The 26,457-nt window shown below is 58.8% G+C and carries 26 protein-coding genes and 1 pseudogene; 18 read left to right on the forward strand and 9 right to left on the reverse strand.

Annotation, left to right across the window (positions count from 1 at the left end; genetic code table 11):
* Positions 1-365 precede the first annotated feature (365 nt).
* The 9 genes and pseudogenes from GFU70_RS16835 to GFU70_RS16875 form a co-directional block, all read left to right on the forward strand.
* Positions 366-1,304, forward strand: a pseudogene (locus GFU70_RS16835) (methyl-accepting chemotaxis protein); the annotation flags it as partial.
* A gap of 11 nt (positions 1,305-1,315) precedes the next feature.
* Positions 1,316-1,684: a response regulator gene (locus GFU70_RS16840; RefSeq protein WP_003203044.1), complete on the forward strand. Its 369-nt coding sequence runs from the start codon at positions 1,316-1,318 to the stop codon at positions 1,682-1,684.
* 15 nt (positions 1,685-1,699) lie between these two features.
* Positions 1,700-1,984, forward strand: coding sequence for a lipid asymmetry maintenance protein MlaB (locus GFU70_RS16845; protein WP_058545928.1), 285 nt, complete (start codon positions 1,700-1,702; stop codon positions 1,982-1,984).
* 32 nt (positions 1,985-2,016) lie between these two features.
* Positions 2,017-4,119 carry a chemotaxis protein CheA gene (locus tag GFU70_RS16850; protein ID WP_153388451.1) on the forward strand — a complete coding sequence of 701 codons (2,103 nt, stop codon included), beginning with the start codon at positions 2,017-2,019 and terminating at the stop codon, positions 4,117-4,119.
* A 33-nt stretch (positions 4,120-4,152) separates the two neighbouring features.
* On the forward strand, positions 4,153-5,811 hold the full coding sequence (locus tag GFU70_RS16855; RefSeq protein WP_153388452.1) for a methyl-accepting chemotaxis protein: 1,659 nt from the start codon (positions 4,153-4,155) through the stop codon (positions 5,809-5,811).
* A 39-nt stretch (positions 5,812-5,850) separates the two neighbouring features.
* On the forward strand, positions 5,851-6,387 hold the full coding sequence (locus GFU70_RS16860; protein ID WP_116641954.1) for a chemotaxis protein CheW: 537 nt from the start codon (positions 5,851-5,853) through the stop codon (positions 6,385-6,387).
* The gene (locus GFU70_RS16865; protein WP_193034251.1) at positions 6,384-7,220 is read left to right on the forward strand and encodes a CheR family methyltransferase; all 837 of its coding nucleotides are present in this window, start codon (positions 6,384-6,386) and stop codon (positions 7,218-7,220) included. Before GFU70_RS16860 ends, GFU70_RS16865 begins: the two co-directional genes overlap by 4 nt.
* Positions 7,217-7,714, forward strand: a complete 498-nt coding sequence (gene cheD / locus GFU70_RS16870; RefSeq protein WP_153388453.1) for a chemoreceptor glutamine deamidase CheD — start codon at positions 7,217-7,219, stop codon at positions 7,712-7,714. Before GFU70_RS16865 ends, cheD begins: the two co-directional genes overlap by 4 nt.
* 2 nt (positions 7,715-7,716) lie before the next feature.
* Positions 7,717-8,790: a protein-glutamate methylesterase/protein-glutamine glutaminase gene (locus GFU70_RS16875; protein ID WP_058545923.1), complete on the forward strand. Its 1,074-nt coding sequence runs from the start codon at positions 7,717-7,719 to the stop codon at positions 8,788-8,790.
* Between the two features lie 124 nt (positions 8,791-8,914).
* Here the strand turns inward: GFU70_RS16875 and GFU70_RS16880 are convergent, their stop codons facing one another.
* On the reverse strand, positions 8,915-10,042 hold the full coding sequence (locus GFU70_RS16880; RefSeq protein ID WP_058545922.1) for a mechanosensitive ion channel family protein: 1,128 nt from the start codon (positions 10,040-10,042) through the stop codon (positions 8,915-8,917).
* Positions 10,043-10,511: 469 nt separating this feature from the next.
* A complete protein-coding gene (locus tag GFU70_RS16885; RefSeq protein ID WP_153388454.1) occupies positions 10,512-11,429 on the reverse strand; it encodes a DMT family transporter in 918 nt (305 codons plus the stop codon).
* 102 nt (positions 11,430-11,531) lie between these two features.
* Here GFU70_RS16885 and GFU70_RS16890 point away from each other — a divergent pair, with 102 nt between their 5' ends.
* Positions 11,532-12,398, forward strand: coding sequence for a LysR family transcriptional regulator (locus GFU70_RS16890; RefSeq protein ID WP_153388455.1), 867 nt, complete (start codon positions 11,532-11,534; stop codon positions 12,396-12,398).
* A gap of 111 nt (positions 12,399-12,509) precedes the next feature.
* Positions 12,510-13,031 (forward strand): HIT family protein, encoded by a 522-nt coding sequence (locus GFU70_RS16895; RefSeq protein ID WP_153388456.1) that lies wholly within the window; start codon positions 12,510-12,512, stop codon positions 13,029-13,031.
* Here GFU70_RS16895 and GFU70_RS16900 read toward each other — a convergent pair.
* Positions 12,985-13,656, reverse strand: a complete 672-nt coding sequence (locus tag GFU70_RS16900; RefSeq protein WP_153388457.1) for a DUF2268 domain-containing putative Zn-dependent protease — start codon at positions 13,654-13,656, stop codon at positions 12,985-12,987. The genes GFU70_RS16895 and GFU70_RS16900 overlap by 47 nt on opposite strands.
* Before the next feature lie 286 nt (positions 13,657-13,942).
* Between GFU70_RS16900 and GFU70_RS16905 the strand changes: the two genes are divergently transcribed.
* The gene (locus GFU70_RS16905) at positions 13,943-14,215 is read left to right on the forward strand and encodes a hypothetical protein (protein WP_018601122.1); all 273 of its coding nucleotides are present in this window, start codon (positions 13,943-13,945) and stop codon (positions 14,213-14,215) included.
* A gap of 159 nt (positions 14,216-14,374) precedes the next feature.
* Here GFU70_RS16905 and GFU70_RS16910 read toward each other — a convergent pair whose 3' ends face one another.
* The 4 genes from GFU70_RS16910 to GFU70_RS16925 all read right to left on the reverse strand — a co-directional run bounded on the left by GFU70_RS16910 (position 14,375) and on the right by GFU70_RS16925 (position 18,517).
* Positions 14,375-15,526 (reverse strand): PD-(D/E)XK nuclease family protein, encoded by a 1,152-nt coding sequence (locus GFU70_RS16910; RefSeq protein WP_153388458.1) that lies wholly within the window; start codon positions 15,524-15,526, stop codon positions 14,375-14,377.
* A 200-nt stretch (positions 15,527-15,726) separates the two neighbouring features.
* Positions 15,727-16,170 (reverse strand): GNAT family acetyltransferase, encoded by a 444-nt coding sequence (locus GFU70_RS16915; RefSeq protein WP_116641940.1) that lies wholly within the window; start codon positions 16,168-16,170, stop codon positions 15,727-15,729.
* A 251-nt stretch (positions 16,171-16,421) separates the two neighbouring features.
* Positions 16,422-16,871, reverse strand: a complete 450-nt coding sequence (locus GFU70_RS28775; protein WP_208866111.1) for a hypothetical protein — start codon at positions 16,869-16,871, stop codon at positions 16,422-16,424.
* A gap of 959 nt (positions 16,872-17,830) precedes the next feature.
* Positions 17,831-18,517: a hypothetical protein gene (locus tag GFU70_RS16925; protein ID WP_116641938.1), complete on the reverse strand. Its 687-nt coding sequence runs from the start codon at positions 18,515-18,517 to the stop codon at positions 17,831-17,833.
* A 495-nt stretch (positions 18,518-19,012) separates the two neighbouring features.
* Here GFU70_RS16925 and GFU70_RS16930 point away from each other — a divergent pair, with 495 nt between their 5' ends.
* Both GFU70_RS16930 and GFU70_RS16935 read left to right on the forward strand, forming a co-directional pair.
* Entirely contained in the window at positions 19,013-19,534 is a 522-nt protein-coding gene (locus GFU70_RS16930; RefSeq protein ID WP_116641936.1) for a hypothetical protein, read from the forward strand.
* A gap of 159 nt (positions 19,535-19,693) precedes the next feature.
* Positions 19,694-19,930: a hypothetical protein gene (locus GFU70_RS16935; RefSeq protein WP_193034252.1), complete on the forward strand. Its 237-nt coding sequence runs from the start codon at positions 19,694-19,696 to the stop codon at positions 19,928-19,930.
* A gap of 262 nt (positions 19,931-20,192) precedes the next feature.
* Here GFU70_RS16935 and GFU70_RS16940 read toward each other — a convergent pair whose 3' ends face one another.
* Complete coding sequence (locus GFU70_RS16940; RefSeq protein ID WP_153388459.1) at positions 20,193-21,086, reverse strand: LysR substrate-binding domain-containing protein; 894 nt, start codon at positions 21,084-21,086, stop codon at positions 20,193-20,195.
* A 94-nt stretch (positions 21,087-21,180) separates the two neighbouring features.
* Between GFU70_RS16940 and GFU70_RS16945 the strand changes: the two genes are divergently transcribed.
* Positions 21,181-22,347, forward strand: a complete 1,167-nt coding sequence (locus GFU70_RS16945) for an MFS transporter (RefSeq protein ID WP_153388460.1) — start codon at positions 21,181-21,183, stop codon at positions 22,345-22,347.
* 125 nt (positions 22,348-22,472) lie between these two features.
* On the opposite strand, the gene GFU70_RS16950 is transcribed toward GFU70_RS16945, so the two are convergent.
* Entirely contained in the window at positions 22,473-23,399 is a 927-nt protein-coding gene (locus GFU70_RS16950) for a LysR family transcriptional regulator (RefSeq protein WP_058544776.1), read from the reverse strand.
* A gap of 227 nt (positions 23,400-23,626) precedes the next feature.
* On the opposite strand from GFU70_RS16950, the gene GFU70_RS16955 reads away from it, so the two are divergent.
* The 3 genes from GFU70_RS16955 to GFU70_RS16965 are packed head-to-tail and all read left to right on the forward strand — an operon-like array spanning position 23,627 to position 26,410.
* Positions 23,627-25,063 carry an NAD-dependent succinate-semialdehyde dehydrogenase gene (locus tag GFU70_RS16955; RefSeq protein WP_153388461.1) on the forward strand — a complete coding sequence of 479 codons (1,437 nt, stop codon included), beginning with the start codon at positions 23,627-23,629 and terminating at the stop codon, positions 25,061-25,063.
* 11 nt (positions 25,064-25,074) lie between these two features.
* Complete coding sequence (locus GFU70_RS16960) at positions 25,075-25,407, forward strand: carboxymuconolactone decarboxylase family protein (protein ID WP_153388462.1); 333 nt, start codon at positions 25,075-25,077, stop codon at positions 25,405-25,407.
* 1 nt (position 25,408) lies between these two features.
* Positions 25,409-26,410, forward strand: a complete 1,002-nt coding sequence (locus tag GFU70_RS16965; RefSeq protein ID WP_058544755.1) for an NAD(P)H-quinone oxidoreductase — start codon at positions 25,409-25,411, stop codon at positions 26,408-26,410.
* Positions 26,411-26,457: the final 47 nt, after the last annotated feature.

The raw sequence follows: 26,457 nt of genomic DNA on the forward strand, positions 1-26,457 counted from the left end.
CAGCCGGTCTTAAAGTCCGAGTAGGGGTCGCAGATAACCAGTTATTGGCAAATAACCTGTTAGCAACACTGTTCAAGGACCGAACCATGACGTCGTATTCTCACGGTCATTCCCTTTCCCAAACACAACCACGCATTCTCTGGAGTGCCGTGCTGGTGGCCATTGCCGCGAGCATTGGCGTGCTGGCGCTCAACGGCGCGAATGGGCAAAACATTGGCTTGAGCGTGGCAATCCTGGCCGTTGGCCTCGGTGCTGGCGTATGGGGTGCGCGCTCGCAACGTCGGCAGTTCGACAGTGCCATCGCCGCTGCCATGACCCGCCACGACCTGCAAGCCGCCGAGCACCTGGTTCATAAAACCAGCGGGCAACTCAATGAAGTCATCCTCGGAGCCATGCCGATCTGGGCCAAGCAGGTCGAAAGCTCCCGGCAGCAGACCGAAACCGCAATCGTCTCGCTGACCAGCCGCTTCACCGGCATTTCTTCGCGCCTGGAAGAAACCGTGCAAGCCTCGCAACTGGCCGCCGGTGAGTTGGCCGGCAGCAGCAGTGGCGGCGCCGTGCAGGTGCTGGCCCAGAGCGAAGGCGAACTGGTCAAGGTCATCGATTCCCTCAAAGCCACCCAGGCCAGCCGCGATCAAACCCTGGCCCAGGTGCGCAACCTGACGGCCTATACTGGCGAGCTGCGGACCATGGCCGCCGATGTCGCGGCGATTGCCGCGCAAACCAACCTGCTGGCCCTCAACGCCGCCATCGAAGCCGCCCGTGCCGGCGAAGCCGGGCGCGGGTTTGCCGTGGTGGCCGACGCCGTGCGCAGTCTCTCGAGCAAGTCCAGCGAAACCGGCCAGCAGATGTCGGCCAAGGTCGACATCATCAACACCGCCATCACCCAACTGGTGCAGGCCGCGTCCAGCGGCGCGGACCAGGACAGCCATTCGGTCAGTGCCTCCGAACAAAGCATCCAGCAAGTGCTGGAGCGCTTCAAGAGTGTCACCGGCCGCTTGGCCGACTCGGCCGACATGCTGCAGCGCGAGAGCTTCGGTATTCGCGATGAACTCACCGAGGTGCTGGTCAGCCTGCAATTCCAGGATCGGGTCAGCCAGATCCTCAGCCACGTGCGCGACAACATCGAGGACCTGCATGTGCACATGCAGCAGGCCAGTCAGTCGCCCGAACAGGCTGTTTCCATCGACGCCCGCCAATGGCTGGCGCGCATGGAAACCACTTACGCCACCGACGAGCAACGCCGCAATCACCACGGCGACTCGGGCGCGCAACAGACTTCACAGGAAATTACCTTCTTTTAGGAGCGCCATTCATGGCTAAAAGTGTATTGGTTGTCGACGACTCCGCGAGCGTTCGGCAGGTGGTCGGCATCGCGTTGAAAAGTGCCGGCTATGACGTGATCGAAGCCAGCGACGGCAAGGACGCGCTGGGCAAGCTCAATGGCCAGAAAGTGCACCTGATCATCAGTGACGTGAACATGCCCAACATGGACGGCATCACCTTCGTCAAGGAGGTCAAGAAGCTGGCCAGCTACAAGTTCACGCCGATCATCATGCTCACCACCGAATCCCAGGAATCGAAGAAACAGGAAGGCCAGGCCGCCGGGGCCAAGGCTTGGGTGGTCAAGCCGTTCCAGCCGGCGCAAATGCTGGCGGCGGTATCCAAGCTGATTCTTCCTTGATGGCCGGAGGCTCCCATGCCGTTGCAATACGAAACACACGATGACACCGCCCAGGTGCACATCGACGGCGAGCTGACGATCTACACCGCCGCCGACCTGGCCGCGCAATGGTTGCCGCACCTGGGTGCAACACCGCGGATGGCCCTTGACCTGTCACAGATCACCGAGATGGACGGCGCCGGCCTGCAACTGTTGCTGATGGTGCAACGCGAGGCCGCCAAGGCCGGGACCCAATTGACACTGATCGGCCAAAGCAAGGCCGTCACGCAAACACTTGCCCTGTGCAACCTGGTTGCCTAGCAATACGTCGGACCACGACAAAGGATATGAGCGTGAGCATCAATCTCGATCAGGCACAACAGACTTTCATCGTCGAGGCACGGGAACAGTTGCAAGCGATGGAAGAGTCGCTGCTGCAACTGGAAACCGACCCCGGCGACGATGACGCCATCGGCGCGATCTTCCGGGCAGCCCACACGATCAAGGGCTCGGCCGGGCTGTTCGGCCTGGAACCGATCGTCAGCTTCACCCACATCGTCGAAGACGTGCTCGACCGCCTGCGCAACGGCAGCGTCGAAGTGGACGCCGGCCTGATCGCGGTGCTGCTCAAGTCCAGCGATCACATGCTGGAACTGATCAATGTGGCCGCCAACCAGGGCGGATCGCTGCCACCACCGGCCCTGCAGCGGGAAGTGGAGCTGTGCCAGATCCTGCAGGAGTACCAGGCGCCCTCGCCGACCGCGGACCCGACGCCAACCCCTGAAACCAAAACCAGCGAACCCGGCGAAACGCGCCTCTGGCACATCTCCCTGCGCTTCGGCCAGGACGTGTTCCGCAACGGCATGGACCCGCTGTCGTTCCTGCGCTATCTGCAAACCCTGGGTGAAATCGTCGACCTCACCACCTTGACCGACGCCCTGCCCGCCGCCGATGCCTGGGACGCCGAATCCTGCTACCTGGGCTTCGACATCGCGTTTCGCTCGGCCGCCAGCCACGGGGCGATCAACGAAGTGTTCGATTTCGTCCGGGAAGACTGCGAGATCGAGATCGTTGCCCAGGATGACGACATTGCGCCCCCGGCCAACACCGACCTGGTTGCCACGGCGCCGGAACAGGCCGAGGAAAGCACCGCGTTGGTCGCCACCGGCGAGTTGTTGTCCGACCAGCGCAAGACGCCGCGCATGCCCGCCCAGATCGCCAGCGACAAACAGACGGTGACCAGCGACAGCAAGGCCAAGGACGGCACCTACGTGCGGGTCAATGCCGACAAGCTCGACGAACTGATCAACCTGGTGGGCGAACTGGTCATCGCCAGCGCCGGCGCCAGCCTGCTCGCCCGCACCTGCAACAACGATCCGTTGCAGGAATCCACCTCGACGGTGTCGTCACTGGTGGAGGAAATCCTCGACGGCGCCCTGCGCTTGCGCATGATCCCCATCGGCGAAACCTTCAACCGCTTCCGTCGCGTGGTGCGCGATGTCAGCCAGGAATTGGGCAAGGACATCGACCTGATCATCAGCGGTGCGGAGACCGAGCTGGACAAGACCGTGGTGGAAAAAATCGGCGATCCGCTCATGCATCTGCTGCGCAACGCCATGGACCACGGCATTGAAACCGCCGAGGCGCGGCTGGCGGCCGGCAAACCGGCCAAGGGGCACCTGCACCTCAACGCCTATCACGACTCGGGCAGCATCGTGCTGGAAATCGCCGACGACGGCGCCGGCCTGAACCGCGACCGGATCCTGGAAAAAGCCCAGGAACGTGGCCTGGTGACGCCCGGCGCGAGCCCGACCGACCAGGAAATCTACAACCTGATCTTCGAACCTGGCTTCTCCACCGCCCAGGCCGTGACCAACCTTTCGGGGCGTGGCGTGGGCATGGACGTGGTCAAGCGCAACATCACCCTGCTGCGCGGCACCGTCGACCTGGACAGCCAACCCGGCAAGGGCACCGTGGTGCGTATCCGCCTGCCGCTGACCCTGGCGATCATCAATGGTTTTTTGGTGGGCATCGGTCAGTCGACCTATGTCATTCCGCTGGACATGGTCCAGGAATGCATCGAACTGAGCGAAGACGACGGACTCACCAGCCGCGACCAAGGCTACCTCGACCTGCGCGGCGAGGTGCTGCCGCTGGTCTACCTGCGCGATCACTTCAGCCACGAAGGCCCGGCCGCGCGCCGGCAGAACGTGGTGGTGGTGCGCTTCGCCGAACTCAAGGCCGGGCTGGTGGTGGATGACTTGCTGGGTGAATTCCAGACCGTGATCAAACCGCTGGGCAAGCTGTTTGGTGCCCTTCGCGGCATCAGTGGCTCGACCATCCTGGGCAGTGGCGCCGTGGCGTTGATTCTCGACGTACCGGCGCTGCTTACCCAGATCGCCCAAGTGGAAAACCGCTACACATCGACTCAACTACAACAAGCCAACGCTCGCTGACGCTTTAGCAATTCCATGGAGAGGTACTTCCCAATGAAATGGTTCTACGATCTTAGAATCGCCACCAAACTGATCACTTCATTTCTTGTGGTGCTGGCGCTGACAGCCGTCATGGGTGTGTTCTCGATCATCCAACTGGGCCAGGTGAACGGCACCACCATCGATATCCGGGAAAACTGGATGCCGTCCATGCGTGCCGCCTCAGGCATGCGTTTCTACGGGGCGAACTATCGCCTCAAGGAAAACCGCCACATCACCGCCGACTCCGAACAGGAGCGCGTCACTATCGAGCAAGAAGCGGAAGAAGCCAGGAAGGGTTTTGAAACGCGCCTGGCGACCTATGAAAAACTGCTCTCCAGCGCAGAAGATCGCCAGCTGTTCGAAACCACTCGCAATGATTGGGTCGCTTACCTGGCGGTAAGCAAAGACCTGCTTGCACTTTCCCGACAGAACCTGTCCGAGCAAGCCCATGCACTGCTCAAGGGCGAATCCAGGCGTCAATTCGACCTGGTAGCCGCCGACCTGCAGAAACTCGTCGAAATCAATGCCGCCGGGGCCGACGTGGCCAGTGCCCATGGCACGGAACTGTATGAGAATGCGCGCCTGTCGATCATCGCCGTATTGGTTGCCGCCCTGCTGGTGGGCCTGGGCCTGGCCTTGTTCATCTCGCGGATTATCTCTCGCCCCTTGAAACAGGCCGCCGCCGTCGCCGAACAATTGGCCGAAGGCAACCTGAACGCGAAAATCGAGAGCGGCTCCAAGGACGAAACCGGCATGGTGCTCAACGCCATGCAGAACATGGTCGGCAAGCTCTCGCACATCATCGGCGAAGTGCGTAACGCCGCCGACAACCTGGCCAGCGCCTCCGAAGAAGTCAGCGCCACCGCGCAATCGATGAGCCAGGCCACCAGCGAACAGGCGGCCAGCGTCGAGGAAACCAGTGCCTCCATCGAGCAGATGAGCGCCAGCATCAACCAGAACACCGAGAACGCCAAGGTCACCGATGGCATGGCCAGCAAGGCCGCCAAGGAAGCCACCGACGGCGGCGAATCGGTGCAGCAGACCGTGGTGGCGATGAAGAAAATCGCCCAGCGCATCAGCATCATCGACGACATCGCCTACCAGACCAACCTGCTGGCGCTTAACGCCGCCATCGAAGCCGCCCGCGCCGGTGAACACGGCAAAGGTTTCGCGGTGGTGGCCGCCGAAGTGCGCAAGCTGGCCGAACGCAGCCAGGTGGCCGCCCAGGAAATCGGCGAGCTGTCGTCCAGCAGCGTCGATATGGCGGAAAAGGCCGGGAGCCTGCTCAACGAGATGGTCCCGTCGATCAACAAGACCTCGGACCTGGTGCAGGAAATCAGCGCCGCCTCCGAAGAACAGGCCGCCGGTGTGGCGCAGATCAACACCGCCATGACCCAGCTCAACCAGGTGACCCAGCAAAACGCCTCCAGCAGCGAAGAACTGGCCGCCACCGCCGAGGAAATGAGCAGCCAGGCCGAGCAACTGCAACAGGCCATGAGCTTCTTCACCCTCGACTCGCCGGCCAAGTCCGCTGTGCAAATTACCAGGGTTGATAACACCCCGGGCTCATCCGGCCGCAAACCGGCGCGGGCACCGGCACCGGTCATGCCCAAGGCGTTTGCCTACAACATGGCCAGCGCGCCGGACGAATCCGAATTCACCCGGTTCTGACGGCCCGTCAACACAGGCTCGCTAAAAGGAGATCAAGGCATGGGCGCCATCGCGACCACACGTCAAACCACCCTCGCGGTCGAGGAAGAAGCGCAATACCTGACGTTTATGCTCGGCACGGAGATGTTTGCCATCGGCATCCTGTGCATCAAGGAAATCATCGAATACGGCAACCTGACCGTGGTGCCGATGATGCCGGCCTTCGTGCGCGGGGTAATCAACCTGCGCGGCGCGGTCGTGCCGGTGGTGGACCTGTCGGCCCGTTTCGGCCGGCCGAATTCGGCGATCAGCCGTCGCAGCTGCGTGGTGATCATCGAGGCAGCCAGCGCCGACGGCCAGGCCCAGGACATTGGCCTGTTGGTGGACACGGTGTCGGCGGTGCTGGAAATCCCGGCCTCGCAGATCGAGCCGCCACCGAGCTTCGGTGCGAAGATCCGCGCCGATTTCATCAGTGGCATGGCCAAGGTCGATGGCAAGTTCGTCATCGTGCTGGAGGTGGACCGCGTGCTGTCCATCGACGAAATGTCCCAACTCGCCGAAGCCAGCCCGAGCGCGCTGGAAGTGGATGCCCAGTGAACGCCGATACCTGCAAGAAACGCACGCTGAACGCGCAGGCGCTCACTGACCGGGAGTTCGGCCAGTTCCAGTCCTGGCTGTACCAGGCCGCCGGCATCAGCCTGTCCGAGGCCAAGAAAGCCCTGGTGGCCGGGCGCCTGTTCAAGCGCCTCAAGCACTATGGGCTGGACAGTTACGGCGAGTATTTCAAACTGATCATGAACGGCCAGCGCACCGATGAGTTGCAGGTGGCGCTGGACTTGCTGACGACCAACGAGACCTACTTTTTTCGCGAGCCCAAGCATTTCGATTTCCTGCGCCAGCACGTATTGCCCCACGCGACACCGGGCAAGACCTTCCGCTTGTGGAGCGCGGCCAGCTCATCGGGGGAAGAACCCTACAGCCTGGCCATGACCCTGGCCGAAGGGCTGGGCACCACGCCTTGGGAAGTCATCGGTTCGGACATCAGCAGCCAGGTGCTGGCCAAGGCGCGCGCTGGGCATTACCCGATGGAACGCGCCCGCACCCTGCCCCATCCGCTGCTGGTGAAGTATTGCCTCAAGGGCACCGGCAGCCAGCAAGGCACGTTTCTTATCGACCGGGCATTGCGCAACCGGGTCAACTTCATCCAGGTCAACCTCAACGATACCCTGCCGGACCTGGGGGAGTTCGATGTGATTTTCCTGCGCAACGTCATGATCTATTTCGACCAACCCACCAAAAGCAAAGTGGTTGCCCGCTTGCTACCCCGGCTCAAGCCCGGCGGGTACTTCATCGTCAGCCACTCGGAAAGCCTCAACGGCGTGTCCGATGCGTTGAAACTGGTGGCGCCATCGATCTACCGCAAACCATGAACGCCGCCATCAAGGAAGTGGCCGAGGTGTACCTGGCGCCAGGTGAGTTTCGCTTCGCCACCTGCCCGACCCGCCTGCGCACGATCCTCGGCTCCTGCGTGGCGATCACGCTGTGGCACCCGGAACGCAGGATCGGCGCCATGTGCCACTTCATGTTGCCCAGCCGGGTGCGCTGCTCCACCGCACTGAACGGCCTCTATGCCGACGAAGCCATCGAACTGTTCATCCGCCAGGCCCGGGTCCATCGCACCGAACCCGAGGACTACCAACTCAAGCTGTTCGGCGGCGGCGAGATGTTCCCCGAGCTGCAACGCCACGTGCCCTACGGCGATGTGGCGCGGCTGAACGTCAACGCCGCGCTGGAAATGGCCGCCCTCTATCGCCTCGACCTGATTGCCCAGGACATGGGCAGCACTGGCCATCGCAGCATCATCTTCGACCTTTGCAGCGGCGATGTGTGGGTCCGGCACCAACCTCTAAGGACCCGGCACTGACCATGTCAAAAAAGATCAATGTACTGCTGGTGGATGACTCCGCCGTGGTTCGCCAGGTATTGCTGGCGATCCTCAGCGACACACCGGACATCCACGTCATGGGCGCGGCGGCCGACCCGATTTTCGCCATGGACAAACTGGCCAAGCAATGGCCCGACGTGATCGTGCTGGACGTGGAAATGCCGCGCATGGACGGCATCACCTTCCTGAAAAAAATCATGAGCGAGCGCCCCACGCCGGTGGTGATCTGCTCGTCCCTGACGCCCCGGGGCGCGGAAACCACCTTGCAGGCGATGGCCGCTGGCGCGGTGGAAATCATCACCAAACCCACCACCGGCCTGAAGAACTTTCTGTTGGAGTCGGCCCCGGAGCTGGTGTCGGCGATCCGTGCCGCCGCCCAGGTCAACGTGCGCAACCTGGGCAAGCGTCCCGCCCCGATCGCGCTGACACCCGCGACCAAACTCACCGCCGACGCCATGCTGCCCGCCGCCAACGGCCACGCCATGGCGCAGACCACCGAACGCATCGTCGCCCTGGGCACCTCCACCGGCGGCACCCAGGCCCTGGAAGCGGTGCTCACCGCCCTGCCGCGAGTGTGCCCGGGCATCGTCATCGTCCAGCACATGCCGGAAAAATTCACCGCCTCGTTTGCCGCCCGGCTCAACAGCCTGTGCCAGATCGAAGTGCGCGAGGCCCGCAACAATGACCGCATCCACCCCGGCCTGGCGCTCATTGCACCGGGCGGCAAACACATGATGGTGACCCGCAGCGGCGCGTTCTATCACGTGCAGGTGGTGGACGGCCCGCTGGTCAACCGCCATCGCCCTTCGGTGGATGTGTTGTTTCGCTCAGTCGCCAAATTCGCCGGCCGCAACGCCACCGGCATCATCATGACCGGCATGGGCGACGACGGTGCCCGCGGCCTGAAGGAAATGCTCGACGCCGGCAGCACCACCGTGGCCCAGGACGAAGCCAGCTGCGTGGTCTTCGGCATGCCCAAGGAAGCGATCAAACTCAACGCCGCACAACGGGTGATGGGGTTGCAGGAGATTGCGCAGGTCATCTTGCATCGATAACAGCCCCTAAGCCCCGTAGGAGCTGTCGAGCGAAGCGAGGCTGCGATCTTTTGGAGGCTGCGATCTTTCGAGTCCTACACGAAAAAACCAAAGATCGCAGGCGCCCCAAGCATCGGCAGCGATCTCAAGCATGCCCGGCACGCGACGAATGCTGAGTGACCGGGCGCAGTGCCACGGAGTCGGGCAATGAAGCGATATGGAGGGTCTGTGACGGGAAAGCAAATTTCGTGTCCAGCTCGGCAACCGCTTCCATGATCTTCAGATTGATACTCTGCTGGACGTCCATGTAGACGTTATAACTGGCGTCCAGGACGATATACACCGTCTCGAACTCAAGGGCGCTCTGGCCAAAACTTCTGAAATGACACCGATCGAACCGGGCCTGCTCTTCACTCCTGATGATTGCTTCAACCCGCTGCGTGATCTGCCTGATCTGTTCGGTTGAACAGTCATAAGTCAGGCGAAACTCGAAGACAATCCGTCGCTCATGCAGCCGTTTGTAGTTCTGGATCGTGCTGCCGATCATATCGGCGTTCGCCATGACAATTTGTTCGCCCCCCAGACTTCGTATGCGGGTCGTCTTCAGGCCAACGTGCTCCACCGTACCGGCAAGCGAACCCACCACGATGAAATCGCCCACCTCGAATGGCTTGTCAACGGCAATCGCCAGCGAGGCGAACACATCGCCAAGAATATTCTGCACCGCCAGTGCCACGGCAATACCACCCACGCCGAGGCTCGCCACGAAGGCCGTGATGTTAACGCCAACGTTGGACAGCATCGCGAGTAAAATCACCGCCCAGAGGAGCACCCTTGCGCCCCAGAGACTCAGGGTCGCCAAGGCACTTGCCTGGAATGTCCCATTCGCACCATGGACAGAGAAATAGCGATGCAGCAAAAGCGCCAATGCTCGGTTCGTCCATAAGCCGACCTGCAACGCGACCACCACGAACCAAAGGCTGCTGACACGACTGAGCCAGCGCTCAGGCAAATCAAGTATGCCTATCCCGACCAGAATCGACGCCAATAACAGCAGCGTGTTGCTGGTTGCCGACAGCACTTGGCTGGCAATGTAGCCAAGGTGACCATCGCCCGCCCTCGCCCTTGCCTGGATTCTCTTGAAAACAAAGCGGATCGCGGTTCTTGCAAGCACGTAGCTGAGCACAGCAGCGCTGAATGCAAAGATCCAGCTAGCCAACGAAATACCGAGCACCGTGTACCCTTCGAAAAATCCCTCAAAACCCTCAATCATTGCTTACCCCTTGAAGTCTTGCGGCGGCGCATGAGTCATAGCATCACGCAAGGTAAAACACCGCTTGATCCATTGCGCAAATCAAGTGGCCTGTTGGGGGTTAGTCGTTATGAGCACCGCAGTGTTCAATGAAATCGTTATGTCGTCGCCAGGAGAAAGCGCCAACGACCTTGGCCTATACCGGCGAAATCGTCGCCAGTACGCCGATCAACAGGGTCAGCGCCAAAAACCCACCTAAAAAAATCGCCATCTTCGTCATGAGCACCCCTGAATCAAGAAATTGCAGTACACCGGCCGCCCGAGGCTACCCGCGTGGTTATTCTGGGGTGGGACCCGGGTTCATTACAGAGGCACCTGAGGCAGGAAAGTGCGGATCAGACGAACCTCCTGCAGGCCAGCACAGGACTCGTCGCGGATTTATTGATCGTTCCCACGCTCTTGCGTGGAATTGCCTACACCCACGACAGAATCAACCGACTTTTGCCCCACTTCCCGGCTCAAGCTTCAACGCCAGCACGCTCATCAACACAATCACCGCCCCAACAATAACCATCGCTGACGGGCGCTCAGCCAGCACCAAAGAAGCCATCAACATCGCCGTGGGCGGTATCAGGTAAAGCGCCATGGAAGCGCGGCTCACGTTGCTGTGCGCCAGCACGTAAGCCCAAGCAAGGTACGCCAACGCGCTGGGAAAAATACCCAGAATCAACACCGCCAGATTCACCGAAGCCGAAGCCTGTCGCGCCGCGCTCAACATCCCCGGCGCAAAAATGAACAACAGAATCGTGCCCGACCAAACGGTGTAGCAAACCAGGGTCAAACCGTCATAACGATGGGCATGGCGCTTTAGCAAAGCGAAATACAAACTCCAGGACAGCGCCGCCAACAGGATCAATAGCCCATGGGCGTCCATATCACCCAAGCCACGATCCCCCGCGACCACCACGCCTGCGCCAAGCAAGCCGCACAGCACACACCCCCACTGCCAACCACTGACCCTGTCCTTGAAGACAAAATGCGCCAGTAACGTGCTGAACAACGGCGTGGACTGAGCCAGCACACTGGCCGCCCCGGCGCTGACGCCTCGCTGACCGTAATTGAGGGCGATGTGGTGCAGGCTGACGGCAAAAAAACCCAACACCGCCAGCAACGGCAAATCCCTGAAACGCGGCGAAGAAAGACCCTTCACCATCGCCACAAGAGCCATGAACACCGAAGCGATGAGAAACCGCATCAACGCCAATTGACCCGGCTCGTAAGCCTGCAAACCAATACGAATACCAATCGGCGAATAAGCCCAGCAAACAATCACCAACAGCGTCGCCAGGATAACCTTCACACCGGTTTTGCCGGAGGAACCCTCAACCAGCACAAAACGCGTTTCCATCTAGAGTTCCTGCTCACTGGCCGATTTGCCTCGAAGTATCGAAACCACCCCACCTCAGCACAAGTGACTTAAACTCAGCCTATCATTCACTTTTGGTGAGCTATGGAACTGTCCCAACTGCGCATGCTCAAGACAGTCTGCGACACCGGCAGCATCGCCCGCGCCGCCGAAGTGCTGCACTGTGTGCCGTCCAACATCACCGCGCGCCTCAAGTCCCTGGAACGAGAGCTCGGCACGCCGCTGTTTTTTCGCGAAGGTCGCGGGCTGCAGGTCAGCCCGGCAGGCGAAGTGTTTCTGGAGTACGCGACAAAAATACTGAGCCTGACGGAAGAAGCCCGCCGCGCAGTCGCCCCCACCCGCGCACCGAGCGGCCCACTGCGCATAGGCGCAATCGAGTCCAGCGCCACCGGGCGCCTGCCTCAGTTGCTCGCCAAATACCACGCGCAGTATCCGCAAGTGTCACTGGAACTGAGCACCGGCACCTGGGCGCAGTTGCTGGACGATATCCAGCATCACCGGCTCGATGGCGTGATCGTAGCGGTGGACATCGAACGGCCCGGCCTCAAGCGAGCCGTGATGTACCGCGAAGACCTGGTGCTCATCGCCTCCGAGTCCCACGGCCCGCTGCACAGCGCCGCCGATCTGCAAGGCAAGGCGATCTTCATGTGGCCCACGGGCTGTCCGTACCGCTTGGCGCTGGAGCAGTGGCTACTGCGTCATGACCAAGTGCAACCGATCACCAGCATTGCCAGTTATGGCGCCATCGTTGGCTGTGTCAGCGCGGGTGCAGGCGTCTCGCTGGTGCCCCGGGGGATCTATGAGCAATACCGCCAGGGCGCTGGTTGGACAGGGTATGAGTTTCCCGAGCTGACGGGCATCGATAACCTTTTTTACTGGCATGAAAACGCTGGGAGACATCCTGCCAGGGAGGCGTTTTTGACGATGCTGCAAACGGAGTTCGAAGGCTAGTTGCAGCTCTCTCCCCCGTGGCGAGGGGATTTATCCCCGCTGGGCTGCGAAGCAGACCCAATACCCGATCATCCTGATAAACGAAAATTTCAAATTAACAGGGAGTCAGCTTTGAAATTAGCACCACACTTCATCCTCCACGAAACCACCCACTGGATAGTCAACCACCACCTGGCATCCGCCCTGCCCGGCTACCTCATGCTCGGCTCCAAGCATCACGTAAATTCACTGGCCCAATTGCCCGAACCCGCACTCGCAGAGCTGGGAGGCCTGATGGCAAACATCCAGAGCGTTCTTGAAACACAACTGAACCCCAAATGGCTGTACATCAGCCGCTTCGGCCACGATCCCCGCTACCCCATCCACTTCCATTTCATCCCGGTGTACGACTGGGTCGAGGCACTGTTCTGGAAAGATGCGCGGTACAGGTTGCTGGAAACCTTTGGGGCTCAAGAAAACACTCAGACATTGACCGACGGCGCCGAGCTGACGTTGTTCATCTGGCGTGAGTTTGGCGAGAGCCCTACGCCGCCGGCGATCCAAGGGCCTTCTATCAGCCAGGTAATTGAAAGGTTGCGGCAGGAGTTCAGGGCTCGGCCAATACCAAACCTTCCTCCAGCGCGTTGGCCATGATGTCTGCTGCAGGCGCGTTGACCCAGGTTGAAATATCGGTTTCACCCCTCGATGCAAGCCAACGTCCGACCATTTGATAGCCCAACGAGTAACCGAGCCATTTGGGTTTGTCGCCAAAACCAAAGAACCACTCGTTGTGATCGTAATACCTCGACTCGAGAATTTGCAGTCCAACCGGTGAGCCTAAAAGATCGGCAGATGCGATGGCATGCTCCCAAGGCTCCGGATCAGTACCAAGCACATGCCGAACAAACTGACCGGCAAGCCCTTCGCTGACCAACGCCTCGCCTAACGTCCAGCCATAACCAGGGCCGCCCATGCGCAGGCAATGGTGAACCTCATGAACAACATGCCGACGCAGTGCGCCGGTGCGTAGGCTGGAAAAGAAATTCGGATTGTCGGGATCAAGGGTCATGGTGAACATGGAACTGCGATACGCCCGTCCTACCAGGCCCATTTCCGGAATGGTTTCGCCCGGTAGCCTCTGAATCAGGACATCGAGTCGCGGTGGGGGCATCAGGCGAGCAATAGCCTCGTAAGCGGCGTCAAACTCGTCAACCAGCTCTCGGCGAAGCTCGGCAAGACTCCCCGAGGCCTCCAGCCAGTGCAGCGTCCATTTCTCCATGCCCACTCTCCTTTATTAATCAAATCACCTGGCTCGATGACTCCAGACCGCTCGCGACGGTAGATCCCCGCTGGGTAACTGTCCAGTGTCGATCAGGTTTGACTGCGCCTCTGTCTGCCCGGTTATCTCTGGCAAAAAACTGTCTCGATTCCTACAAGGCTCTCGGAAGCAGGTGTCTTGCCCGTCCAATCTGGTGAAACCTATAGTCATCCCATCGCCGAATAGGGTGATCAGGTTTGGCGACCTGCGTATCGGATCAGCCCTTTAAATTAATTGGAGCAATCCCATGCAAAGATACACACCCATCACCGGCATCGACTGTACTCCCGCTTCCCTGCTCATCGACACCCAAGCGCCGCTTGACGTACTACACGCCACAGCTGATTACCGCATCCGTGTGGTGACTCAGGTGTTGGAGAACATTGCGTTTCGCTCTGAGATCACCAGCGATACGGTGGTGCTTTCGGACTTTGCACAGCTTTTGGTGATTCCGTTGCGGGATGGGTGCGATTTGCTGGAGGTGATTGGTCGGCGGCTTCAGGCGCAGGTTGAAAGCTGACGGAACGACGGGCGCCTGAGAGCGCCCGTTTTACGTAGTCAAAGATGTGTATCTGCATCACGCACCAGATCTGACCATCTAGTTTAAAGATCCTGCCTTGCAGAAAGCGGCCAAAACTGGTCCATCGAATTTCTACAAAGCAGGGGTAGATTCATTCGATCAATCACGACTCTGCACGTCGCACAACCTACTAACACTCGACCAGAGGTCGTATAAATCGTCAGCCATGCGTTCCGCCATGCGCGCTCTCTTTTCAGGGTTGGTCAGTACCATCAAATGCTCATCGCTGGGATTTTTCATGTTGAGTTCAGTGGTGTAGCGCCATAGCAAACCATTGCTACTCACTCCGTTGTTTTCTAACAGCGCCGTCAGTGCATCCAGGCGGCTGTAATCATGCGGATGGGACTCGGCATCACAGTAATAACCGCAGTAAAAGCGGTGATTGAGTTCGATGTAAACCGCCCCTGATACAGAGCCGAGCTCGTAAAAAAGGCCAAAATGGCGGTTATCCCGGACCGCGCTGTAGTAGCGGTCGATCATCGCCGCCGTCGGCGCGTTAAAAGGTTTTGGCAAATCGGGATATTTAACCTCTATACATTGCGCAACCGCTTGCCAGAGTTCCAGTTGCAGGTCTTTCAAGGTCTCGATGTAGGCTTTTTGCAAGTCCCGAACCACGAGCAGGTTGTTGCCCTGACGTAACGTCTGCTTGATAGCGTCCATGTAGGCATGTCCTTGGTTCTGGAAGGTCAATTTTGCGATGAGATCGATGTATTGCAGCAGGCTTTCACGCACGGCAGCTTCGCGGATCACCCACGGTTGGCATTGCTCCAGCCATGGCAGGATGTCGGCGGCGTAGCTGATACGTTGGTAATCGATGCCCAGACAGCTGCGGGGATCAGCATCGCGGCCATCCAAGGTAAGGTAGACCGGCGGATAGGTCTGGTAGCCCTCGCCCTGAAGGGTCTCCAGATAGCGAAATAACTGAGCCTCCTGGTCCTCGGCGTAGAGCTTGTTTTCGATGATGATCGCTTGCCGTTTGGCGTTACGGATCAGGATATCGACGTTGCGGTACTCAACCTCCACCGTGACGTCGCGGCAGTCGAAACCCTCGATATTCAATACGTCTAGCAGTAACTGCAGCAGTTTGCCACCGGCCGCATGAGCGCCTTGGGGGTTGAGCAAGAAGGCCAAGTAGCGAGAGTGCAGGCGCACTTCATCCGAGCCACTGCGCAGTAAGGTGAACAGGTTGAAAGCCGGGGGGCGATGCAGTTCGGCCCGGAGTAAAGCGGCGCGATTGATCAAAATGTGCAAGGCTCATCTCCTTGTGCTTGCAATGTTGATGGTGATTGTATTGCGCCATTACTGAATCCGCATCCGGTATATGCAGTTCGCTCAAATTTAGGATTTCTTGCATATCAGCCTGGCAAGGCGCAAGCCCAAGCAAGCGCCCGCTTTTGGCCGGCTGCTGCCCTTCGTGATAGTCAGCAACCAGCCAGCGGACTCTCTCTAAACTACCGCCCTAGTGTTGCGATATTCGAATCGATCTTTTTCCCCATGCTGATGCGCGGTTCGGTCGAATAGCCAAGAGATTCGTAGAAGGTTTTTACGCTTTCATTGGTGCTGACGATTTGCAGATTGATTTTCATGCAGCCGCGCAAGGTCAAGGCGCGCTCAGCATGATTAACGAGTTGTGCGCCCAAACCCTTTCGGCGATGTGCAGGGTGCACAGCAACTGAATATAACCAGCCACGATGACCGTCATATCCCGCGAGAACGGTGCCGACTACTTCATTTCCGGACAGCGCGACAAAAAAGAGGCCGTCCTTGACGGCCAGTTTCCTATCGATAGCAAGGCTCGGCGTGTTGTGCGCGGTTTCGTAACCGAAAACGGTTTCCCATAACGCCATGACAGGAATTCGATGGTGTTCGTTTGAGTAATCGGCAATAACTTCCATGTAGCAACCTCTTAGTTAAAGGGTGACGCTAACTCCCTGTGGAGGTCTTTGTCCACTGGCTGCTCCTGGCCGCTTGCTGCCGGTCGTGACAGTCCGCTGCCAGACCCATGGCTGCCGCTCAAGAAAGACCCACTAGGTTGATAGCCGCCATAGAGCGAAAGCCTTTCCGTAGGCACTCGGAATCCAGCTAATCGGCCTGAGACGGGACCGATGAGGTTAAGTTGGAGGTGGCCCAGGCTGGGTACAAGTAATCAGAAGATGGTCTTGATGACCTTGTCTACGCCATTGATTAGGTCAGTTACCTCGTCGGCAGTGGGATCCGTTGCGTTCTTGTGACCGCACTTATTTCGGACATCACCAAGGAACTGGATGTGCCGATGTTGAGGCAGTCCGATGACGTCGGCCCCCTTGAGGGCGTCGTTGAGAACCGCGATGGTGCCGGATTTTTTCGGTAAGCTGTGATTGTCACATACCTGCTTCAGGTGTCCTTCCAGGACAACGCCGGCCACGGCACCTGCGGCGCGAGCGAATCCAGCCTTCAGTAAGCCCTTGGCGGTATCAAGCTCGGAGTCGAAGAGGTCGGCTTGTACGAGCTGCTTGATATCAAATAGCGAACTCTCGAAGCGACGCTTGATGGCTTCTACTATCGCGATCTGTTGCTCTAACAGATTGATTGCAGTCTTGGGATCCACCGTCACCATACCGCCCCGCGTACCTGACAGCCCCTGGCATGCGTCCTCGATACGAGGCGTGGGTTATCTCCTTCCGGGTCTTGGGTCGTTCATAAAGACGAATAAAATCCGCGAGTCGATCGGGTAAAAGCTGCTTCACAAGTGGCAAAGCTTCCGAATACCAGTGATGATAAATCTTCTCGAAAGGTTGCACGCTTTCGATCTCTTCATTGGCCTTTTTCTCTCCCTTGTGCTGGCGTAAGACGGCGTCGCGATACTCCTTGCCGTAAGCCATTTTATAAAGCGAGATGCTTGCGCTAGCCCCCTCCCGGAGCAGTTTGTCCAGATCGTCCCGGTACTTTTCTAAATTCGATATCGTCATGTCATCCCTTGCTTGCTGGGCTGCAATTCGCTCCCATGAGCGCCTAGCGGTTAAGAGTAGTGTCAACATGCCTTATCGCAAAGCGGCTTGCATTACTCATCACTATTGCGGCCGCTTTTGGCCGAAGCTGTGTAAAAACGTTTTTGAGCGCGTCAGGTACTCAAAATCGGACTGGAAATCGCGTTTCTACGCGAAATCCACATCTGCTGACGTGCCGAAAATTTCAGATTTAACGTAGACGCGCACACTTCAATTTTAGCGAAGCTTTTTTACACACTCTGGGCCGGTTTCTGCCCGTCACGACTGACCGCTTCCGACAGATACTGTTGAAAAAGTCGGTTATCCAAAACTGCTTGGCCATTGCCTAGTGAGAACGCCATTTTTGCACGCTGCTGCGTGAAATCTGCGTCTGGAAACCTCTGCCAAAAGTAAAGATTTCAATCTCGGACGCGTACTTTTCTGCCGTGGAAACCATGATCGACTTTTTCAACAGAATCGACACACAGCGGACATTTACGCCCCGCATGAGGCGCTCGGTTTACCGCGTCGCCCTCCATGCGGTTGTTAGGTGCTCCGGTTAGTTGGTTCAAGATTCCTTTTTGCTCGCTCAGTACAAGGGTCCACCTGCTGCGGAAATGGCATCTTTATGCCAGCGCTTCCACCAGATGATTAGATAGGTAACGAGATAACAAGCAAACAAAAAGGCTGTAGCAAGGCCAAAGCAATGCGAATTTTGGGATGGATGCCTTTCAATGAACCTGGCTAGACCAAGAAAAACTAGCCCAAACCCAAGATAGTGGCCAGCGTAGATTATCAGTAAGCGCCATGACGGACAGCGTGATGAGTCCCAACGGAGGCGGCGCACCATCCACACAACGTTATATAGAGCGTAGATAACTAGCACCCCAGCGAAGGCTCGCGACCAAAGAACGAACTCCTGCCCATTCTTCAAGTTCACATCATTCGATGCCCGCATCAGAAAGGCTTGGGCAAGGATCGCTACGAGATAGACTAGGAGATGGAGACCGCGGAACACCGCTTCCTCAGTTTTGATCTTTTCATCGTCTCTAGGGTTGAGCCAGAGGTATGCCTCGGCGACAGAGAAGAAGTAAAAAATGAGAGTTGGAACTATAATCCACAACCTGCTTGGATCCATCTCGTTGGAAAGCACCGATTTTGTAAGTCCTTCTTTGGTCGTCTCGCCGATCATCAAGCCGAAATAGACGGAGACTACAAACCAAAAGGGTTGAGCAATTCGAGACGCTGAGTATGGGCGGAGCGACGGTTGCTTCATGTTACGTCTATCCTTATCCTTGCTAGTCTTGCAGTGTTTACTTGCGCAGATTTGCTATCTATAAGTAGGCGACATAAGTGGTGTAATGCTTTCTATCGTTTGTGTCTGATAGCGTTCCACGCTCATGCGTAACTCCCTGTTTTGCTTTAGTGTCGCGCCAGAACCACGACATGAGGCGAGGAGGAAAGGCGACGTGGCTTTTGGCCGCATCTGGGAGTGTAGCAGCGTGTCCATGGTCCGCTCCTGGCCGATTCTGTTGAAAAAGTCGATCATGGTTTCCACGGCAGAAAAGTACGCGTCCGAGATTGAAATCTTTACTTTCGGCAGGGGCTTCCGGACTCGGATTTCACGTAGCAGCGTGCAAAAAAGGCGTTTTCACCAGTCAATGATCAGGCAGTTTGGGCAGACCGACTTTTTCAACAGAATCGGCCAAAAGCAGACGTAATGGCGTTTGTGTAGTATCTGCCACTCTTCCCACCTGTATGAAGATACCCGATGTCTGGCCGCTACTCCCCGTCCCCAGCAAGGGATGTACAAGACCTTCAAAACGCACGCTCGCTTTTGGGAAAGCGCCTGAGCGAGCTGCTGCACGACCAGTATTATTTCAACGACGAGAAAGAACTGGGAGACATAGGTTCTCTAGAGTGGCATTTTGGCGAGCGAGAAGTTTTATCAATGTATCTCTTGAGTGACGGCGAGAGAGTAGGCGCGGACTTGTTGCCGTCCGATACGCCGACGGCTTTCGAGATAGAGCCGAACGCGACCTGCTCTTGGAAAAGGGAAAACCTGCTCGCAGGTTTATCAGCAACGCACCTTGGGAACACAAAAATTTGCGCAGTCGAGGGAATTCTTGATTCTTTCAGCGGACACGAGCCTTGGCTGGCCGGATTCAGAGTTACGTTCGAGACTGGTGACTTCTTGATTTACCTTAACCAGGGCGACGATGCCGTCGTGTTGATTAATGCGCTACCGCCAGTAAACGTGGGCCTCGAAACGCGCTTCGTCACCTCAATTTGATGAAAGCTTTGGGGCGAAAGGCGTCTTTCGGTAACGACATTGGGACCTCGCTACGCCGCGCGCGGACCGGGTAGCAGCGTGGAGATGGGAATCGCCTGAGTCGTTGCGCGTTTGGCAGGTCATCGCCATTCTGGAAGCGACCATTTTAGGGGAGATGAAGTGGACATTGACCGTCTGTTAAAAAAGCGGCAACTGAACGTGCAAGAGCAAAATGCTCTTGTGGCCCACAGGCTCATGCTAACCGCCAAAGTTTGGTTGGCCAGAGGTATTCCCCTCGTCTTAAAAAACTATGGCGAGTCAAAAGGCATTAGATGGTCAGAAACCGTCGTACTCGACCTTGAAGTCGACTTTCCCGGAATGCCAAGCCTTTATGGTCTTTTGCACGTTTCTATGTGAAATCTCAGCCTGAAAGGCAAAGACTCTGCGGAGATTCAAGATTTCAATCTCCGACGCGTATTTTGATACCTCAAAAACTGCCACCTACTTTTTCAACAGAATCGGCCGTAATCGGCCCCTCACAAATAGCCATCGACCAATCTCGGCTATAGCTCCCAATTATTCCGATCATGCAAACCACCCACCGACAGCCCACCCAACGATATCTCGGTCACCACCCGCTCAACGCAAACAACATCCCCCAGAAGAACCAACTGCCCCCTCACATCCGATGCCGCTCCACCAAAAAATCCACAAACAACCTTACCCGCGCCGGCATTGCCGCCCCTCCTACAAACACCGCATGAATCGGTTCCCGATCACCGGGGTTCCATTCTTCCAGCAGCGGTACCAGATCGCCGCGCTGCAGGTCCTCGCTCACCGTGAACTCGCCGATACGCGCAATGCCGGCACCGACTCGCGCCAGTTGTGCCAGCGCTTCACCACTGCTGCATTCGATGTTGCCGCTGACCTTCAGGGAAAACGCTCGTCCGTCGCGGATGAACGGCCAGTTGGGTTCGGCACGCCGGAAGTTGAAGCGTAGGCAGTTGTGCCGGAGCAGGTCTTCCGGTTCCAGGGGAGTGCCGTGGCGCTGCAGATAGTCGGGCGAGGCCACCACTACCTGGCCGGTGTCGCCGATCCTGCGCGCGGTCAGTGGGCTGTCGGGTAGATGACCAAAGCGTACCGCCACGTCGGCCTGGCCGCTGAGGATGTCGACCACTTCGTCGCCGAGGGTGAGGTCGACGACGATGTTCGGGTAGCGGGCGCTGAAGGCTGCCACCAAGGGAACGATGGCCAGCCGCCCATGGCCAAGGGCGGCGCTGACGCGCAAGCGGCCCTTGGGCACGCCCTGGTCGGCAATGGCTTCTTCGACCTCGGCCATGTCGGCCAGAATACGCCGGGCGCCGCGCAGGAACGCCTCGCCCTCGGCGGTGAAGGTGATCGCTCGGGTGGTGCGCAGCAGCAGGCGGGTGCCAAGGCGTTGTTCGGTACGCGCGATGATCCGGCTGACCGCCGAGGGTGTCAGCCCCAATGCACGCGCGGCGGCTGAAAGGCTGCCTTCTTGCGCCACGGTGGCGAACACGCTCATTTCACCGGACCTGCCGTTGAAGTCCATTTGTGCTCCTTACGCAAAGGTGATTGCCAGAAATGCTATCTACCGCCTGAAAAAGTTGGATCGTAGCATTGGCGGCATAGATGAGGAGCCTTCCATGCGTATCAATCCACCACTTGTCGCACTCGCCATTGGTGCCTTCGGCATCGGCGTTACCGAGTTCGCCCCCATGGGCATGTTGCCGGGCATCGCTGCGGATCTCGGTGTTTCCATTCCCGCTGCGGGTCTGTTGGTCAGCGCTTACGCGCTGGGCGTACTGCTCGGCGCGCCGCTGATGACCCTGACCACCGGCAGGATTCCCCGGCGCTATCTGCTGATCGGGCTCATGGCGATTTTCACCCTGGGTAATTTGATGTCAGCCTTGGCTACCGATTACTACAGCCTCATGGTCGCCAGGGTGGTGACCTCACTGAACCACGGTGCGTTCTTTGGCGTTGGTTCCATCGTCGCCGCCAGCGTGGTCGCCCCAGAGAAACGTGCCGGGGCGGTTGCGGCCATGTTCATGGGCCTGACCCTGGCGACCATCGGCGGTGTGCCGCTGGCCGCCTGGTTTGGTGAACTGTTCGGCTGGCGCACGGCATTCTGGGGTATTACCGGCCTCGGCGTGGTGACCATGGCCGCGTTGTGGTTTGCCCTGCCCAACCTGCCGGCGCCGCAAAGCGTCGGGGTATTGGCTGAGATTCGGGTACTGGGCCGTGGCCGGGTGCTGGGGGCGTTGGCCCTGACCGTCGTCGGCTCGGGTGCCATGTTTACCGTCTTCACCTACATCGCGCCGATCCTCAGCAGCGAGACCCACGCGTCCACCGCCTACGTCACTGCCATGCTGGTGCTGTTCGGTGTGGGGTTGACGTTGGGCAACATGTGGGGCGGCAAGGCGGCTGACCGCTCGATAGACCGCACCCTGATCATTTCGCTGAGTGTGCTGATTCTGGTCTTGCTGGCGTTCACCGTACTGATGCGTTGGCCGCTGCCGGCCGCCGTGGCCATCCTGATATGGGGTATCGCCAGCTTCGCCCTGGTGCCGCCGCTGCAGATGCGCGTCATGGAAGCGGCCAAGGACGCGCCCAACCTGGCCTCGGCGGTGAACATCGGCGCCTTCAACCTCGGCAACGCCATTGGTGCGGCGCTCGGGGGTGCGGTGATAAATGCGGGGCTGGGTTATCCGGCGATTTCCCTGGCCGGGGCGGCAATGGCGGGGTTGGGGCTGCTGATGGTGTTGGCTTTTGCCTGGCGTTCCAAAGCGATTGCAGCTGCAGTGGTGTGACGATGATGTGAGGGGGGCTGTCGATCACCCTTGAGCAGTTTCCCTCACAATCGCCAAGCGCCCGGCGTCCTCGCCTGGCAGCGCCCCATCCGCTGAGGCGCAAGGACGCCGTTCCATCAACACATTCAATGGATAAGTGCTTGAGCGGTGCTCGCCAGCTGAACGCCCACCCGAGCCTTTAACGTATCGATAAAGCGCGTGATCTTTGCGTCGACAAACTGTCGAGACGTGTAGACGGCATACACGTTCCGCTCGTACGTATGGTAATCAGGCAGCACCCGCACCAGCTTCCCGGAACGCAGATCATCAATCGCGGTAAAGCCGGCCAGCAACCCGATCCCCGCCCCCTCCCGCACAGCAACCGCCATGGCGTCCATGTCATTTACGCTGAAACTTGGCCCCGTAGGGACAAAGGTAGCGTCACCCGACTGGCTCTTGAGCTGCCACTCATCCCGCACATAATCCACCGTCCCCAGCAGCAAGCATCGATGCTCGCAGAGTTGCTCTGGCGTCGCCGGGTTGCCGTGTCGCGCCAGGTACTCTGCAGAGGCCACCAGGACACAATGGCTGACGCCGATCTTCTGACTGACATAGGCTGAATCCGGCAGCGTGCGTGCAATCAGGATGGAGACATCCAACTGGTCCTCCAGCAGGTTGGGCATGCGCTGGGAGAGCATCAAATCCACGGTCACGTCGGGAAATTCCTCACGGTACGCCAGCACCGCGCCGGTCACCAGTTGCCGGGCAAGCCCAGGTACGCAGTGCACCCGTAATGTCCCCCTGGGCTTCAACGCCGCGTTGCTCGCTTCGGCTTCCGCGCTTTCAAGGTCAGCCAGGATCTTGATGCATCGCTCGTAAAACCTGCGACCGGCGTCGGTCACCGAGAGACGCCGGGTGGAGCGTTGCAACAGTCGGGCGTCCAGCACATTTTCAAGTGCGGAAACAGCGCGCGAGACGTTGCCGACGGTGGAGTCCAGATGGTTCGCCACGGCCGTGAAACTGCCCATCTCAACCACTTTTACGTACACCGACATATTTGAAAGCTTGTCCATTCTGATCGTCCTGTAGAGCTGCAACCCACTCGGAATAAAGGCGGATGCTACACGTCCCCTGCCGCGCTCGATATTACCTCTGGGGACAACAATGATTCCCTTGTGGCCGGCTAAATCAAACGGTTCACCTTCCATAGACTTGGTTTCACGGGCTGCCTGAGTACACACGAAGGCACAGCCGACAAGGCGCCGTACTCCCCCCTGACAACCAACCCAAGGGCCACATCATGAGCAATTCCTACGATCAGCTTCATCTTTTCATCGGTGGTGAATGGATCGACGCACAAGGGCGCGCGACCACCGCAGTCGTCAACCCCGCCACCGGATGCGAAATCGGCCGAGTTCCCCTCGCCACCGCGGGCGATATCGATCGCGCCCTGGAAGTGGCTCGACTGAGCTTCGAAGAATGGCGCCGGACAGTTCCTGACAAGCGCGCGAAAATCCTCAAGCGCGCCGCCGATCTGATCCTGGAACGAGCCCCCCACATTGCTGCGCAGATGACGCTAGAAGAAGGCAAGCCGCTGAGCGAAAGCATGGATGAAGTGGTCCGCGCAGCGGAGTACTTCGAGTGGTTCGCCGAAAGCGCACGCCGTATCGATGGCCGTGTCGTGCCGGCCAACCGCCCCGGTGTACTGCAACTGGTAAAACGCCAGGCGATTGGCCCGGTCGCTGCCTTCACTCCGTGGAACTTCCCGGCCATCACCCCTGCCCGCAAGCTCTCGGCAGCCTTGGCCGCAGGTTGCAGCGTGGTACTCAAGCCGGGAGAAGAAAGCCCCTCCACAGCACTGGCCCTGGCTCGCGCCCTGGACGATGCAGGCTTGCCCAAAGGCGTGCTGCAAGTGATTTTCGGCGTACCGGATCAAGTCTCCAGCCAACTGATTGCCTCACCGATCATTCGCAAGGTGACATTCACCGGTTCGGTGCCCATCGGGCGGCTGCTGTCGGCCCGCGCCGCCGAGGGCGTCAAACCCATCACCCTTGAACTGGGCGGCCATGGCCCGGTGCTGGTATTTGCAGACGCAGACATCGAAAAGGCAGCGGTCGAAGGTGTCGCGAACCGCTTTCGCGGGACGGGCCAGGTCTGCATCTCGTCGACCCGATTCCTCATCCAGCGTGATGCTTATCAAGCGTTTGTCGATCGTTTTGTCGCGGCGACCAAAGCCCTGGTAATCGGCGACGGCATGGATCCACAGACTCAGGTCGGACCGCTGGCCAACGCCAGGCAGTTGGCCAAGATGGAGCAACTGGTCGCCGATGCAGTCGAGAAAGGCGCACGGGTACTGGTCGGCGGCGAAGCCCTCCCGGGGGAAGGTTTTTTCTTCCAGCCCACGGTGCTGGCGGATGTGCCCATGAACGCACGTGTCATGCACGAAGAACCCTTCGGGCCCATCGCGGTGCTGATGCCCTTCGATGACCTGAGCGATGGCCTGAAAGAAGCCAACCGCTTGCCCTACGGACTCTCGGCTTATGCATTCACCGCCAGTGCCCGTACGGCAATCGACGTCGCCGATGGGCTGGAGGCTGGAATGATCGGGATCAACCAGTACCGCATCGTTGCCACTGAGCTTCCGTTTGGTGGCATCAAGGAAAGCGGCCACGGCTCGGAAGGCGGCATTGAAGGTATCGAGCACTACCTCACTCACAAATTCATCAGCCAGGTGTAAGGAGACTTTCCATGTCGAATATCGATTTCAGCAGCCCCCGCGAAGCGGCCCGAGCATTCACACCAAAACTGGCGCAGTTCATCGACTCAACGCTTTATCCGCAGATCTGGAGCGACCCGGCGTTGGCCGCCCGCGACCGCAGCCTGATCACAGTGGCCGCATTGATTGCCGGTGGCCATTGCGAAGAGCTGCCCGCGCACCTGCGGCGGGCGATCAGCAACGGAGTGACCCATGACGAACTGGCGGCGGCGATAACTCACCTGGCGTTTTATGTGGGGTTTCCTAGCGCCATCACCGCCTCTGCCATTGCCAATGCCACGCTTGCCAAACTGGAGCAAAACTAAGATGAAAGCCATCAACATCAGAGCGTTCGGCCCGGCAGAGGTGCTGCAACTCACCGACGCCGCCAACCCTGAGGTGCGCCCGACCGATTTGCTGGTGCGTGTGTATGCAGCCGGCGTGAACCGGGCGGACCTGACCCACCGAACCGGTGGCTATGGCCATCCGAATTTCGGTGACTCGCCGATCATGGGGCTGGAGATCGCCGGGGAAGTGATCGAAACAGGCAGCGAGGTGATCGGGTTCAAGGTGGGAGACCGCGTGATGGGCGTCGTTGGAGGCGGTGCCTATGCAGAACTGGCACGCATCGATTACCGCATGGCCATGCCCATTCCTGCGCAACTCGACTACGTGCATGCAGCGGCAATTCCTGAAGTGTTCGTCACCGCCCATGAAGCGATGATGCACCTGGCTCGACTGAAGCGCGGCGACTGTGTGCTGATTCATGCCGCGGCTGGTGGTGTGGGCTCTGCCGCTGTGCAACTGGCATATGCCACAGGCGCGACGGTGTATGCGACGACCGAGGGCCGCAAGTTATCGCGTGTGGAGCACTTGGGTGCCGATGTTGCCATTGACTACAAGACACAGGACTTCGCAAAAGTCATTGCCGATAAAACCAAGGGTCGCGGAGTTGACGTCGTTATCGACTTCGTCGGCGAGCCTTACTTCACACGCAATATCGCCTCTCTTGCTCACGGTGGCCGCCTGGTGCAGGTCGGTATTCTCGGCGGTGGCGGCAAGGTGACGGTGGAGCTGGAGCACATTCTCTATCGTCATCTGCAAATCATCGGCACGGTCATGAAGTCCCGCACACAGCCGGAGAAACACGACATGATCAAGCGCTTCCGAGAGCATTGGCTCGATCGCTTCGATGGCGCGCAAAGCCTGGAACCAGTGGTGGATAGCACGTTCCCACTCTCACGTGCTGCCGATGCGCATCGGCGGATGGAGTCTTGCGAGAATGTCGGCAAAATCATCCTGACAATGCAGCCTGAGGATCTGAATTAGGACCTGCAGTCTCGCTGTCGATCCGCATGAAAGGTGCTCGGGTGAGC

Source organism: Pseudomonas brassicacearum (assembly GCF_009601685.2).
GTDB classification, from domain to species: domain Bacteria; phylum Pseudomonadota; class Gammaproteobacteria; order Pseudomonadales; family Pseudomonadaceae; genus Aquipseudomonas; species Aquipseudomonas kilonensis_B.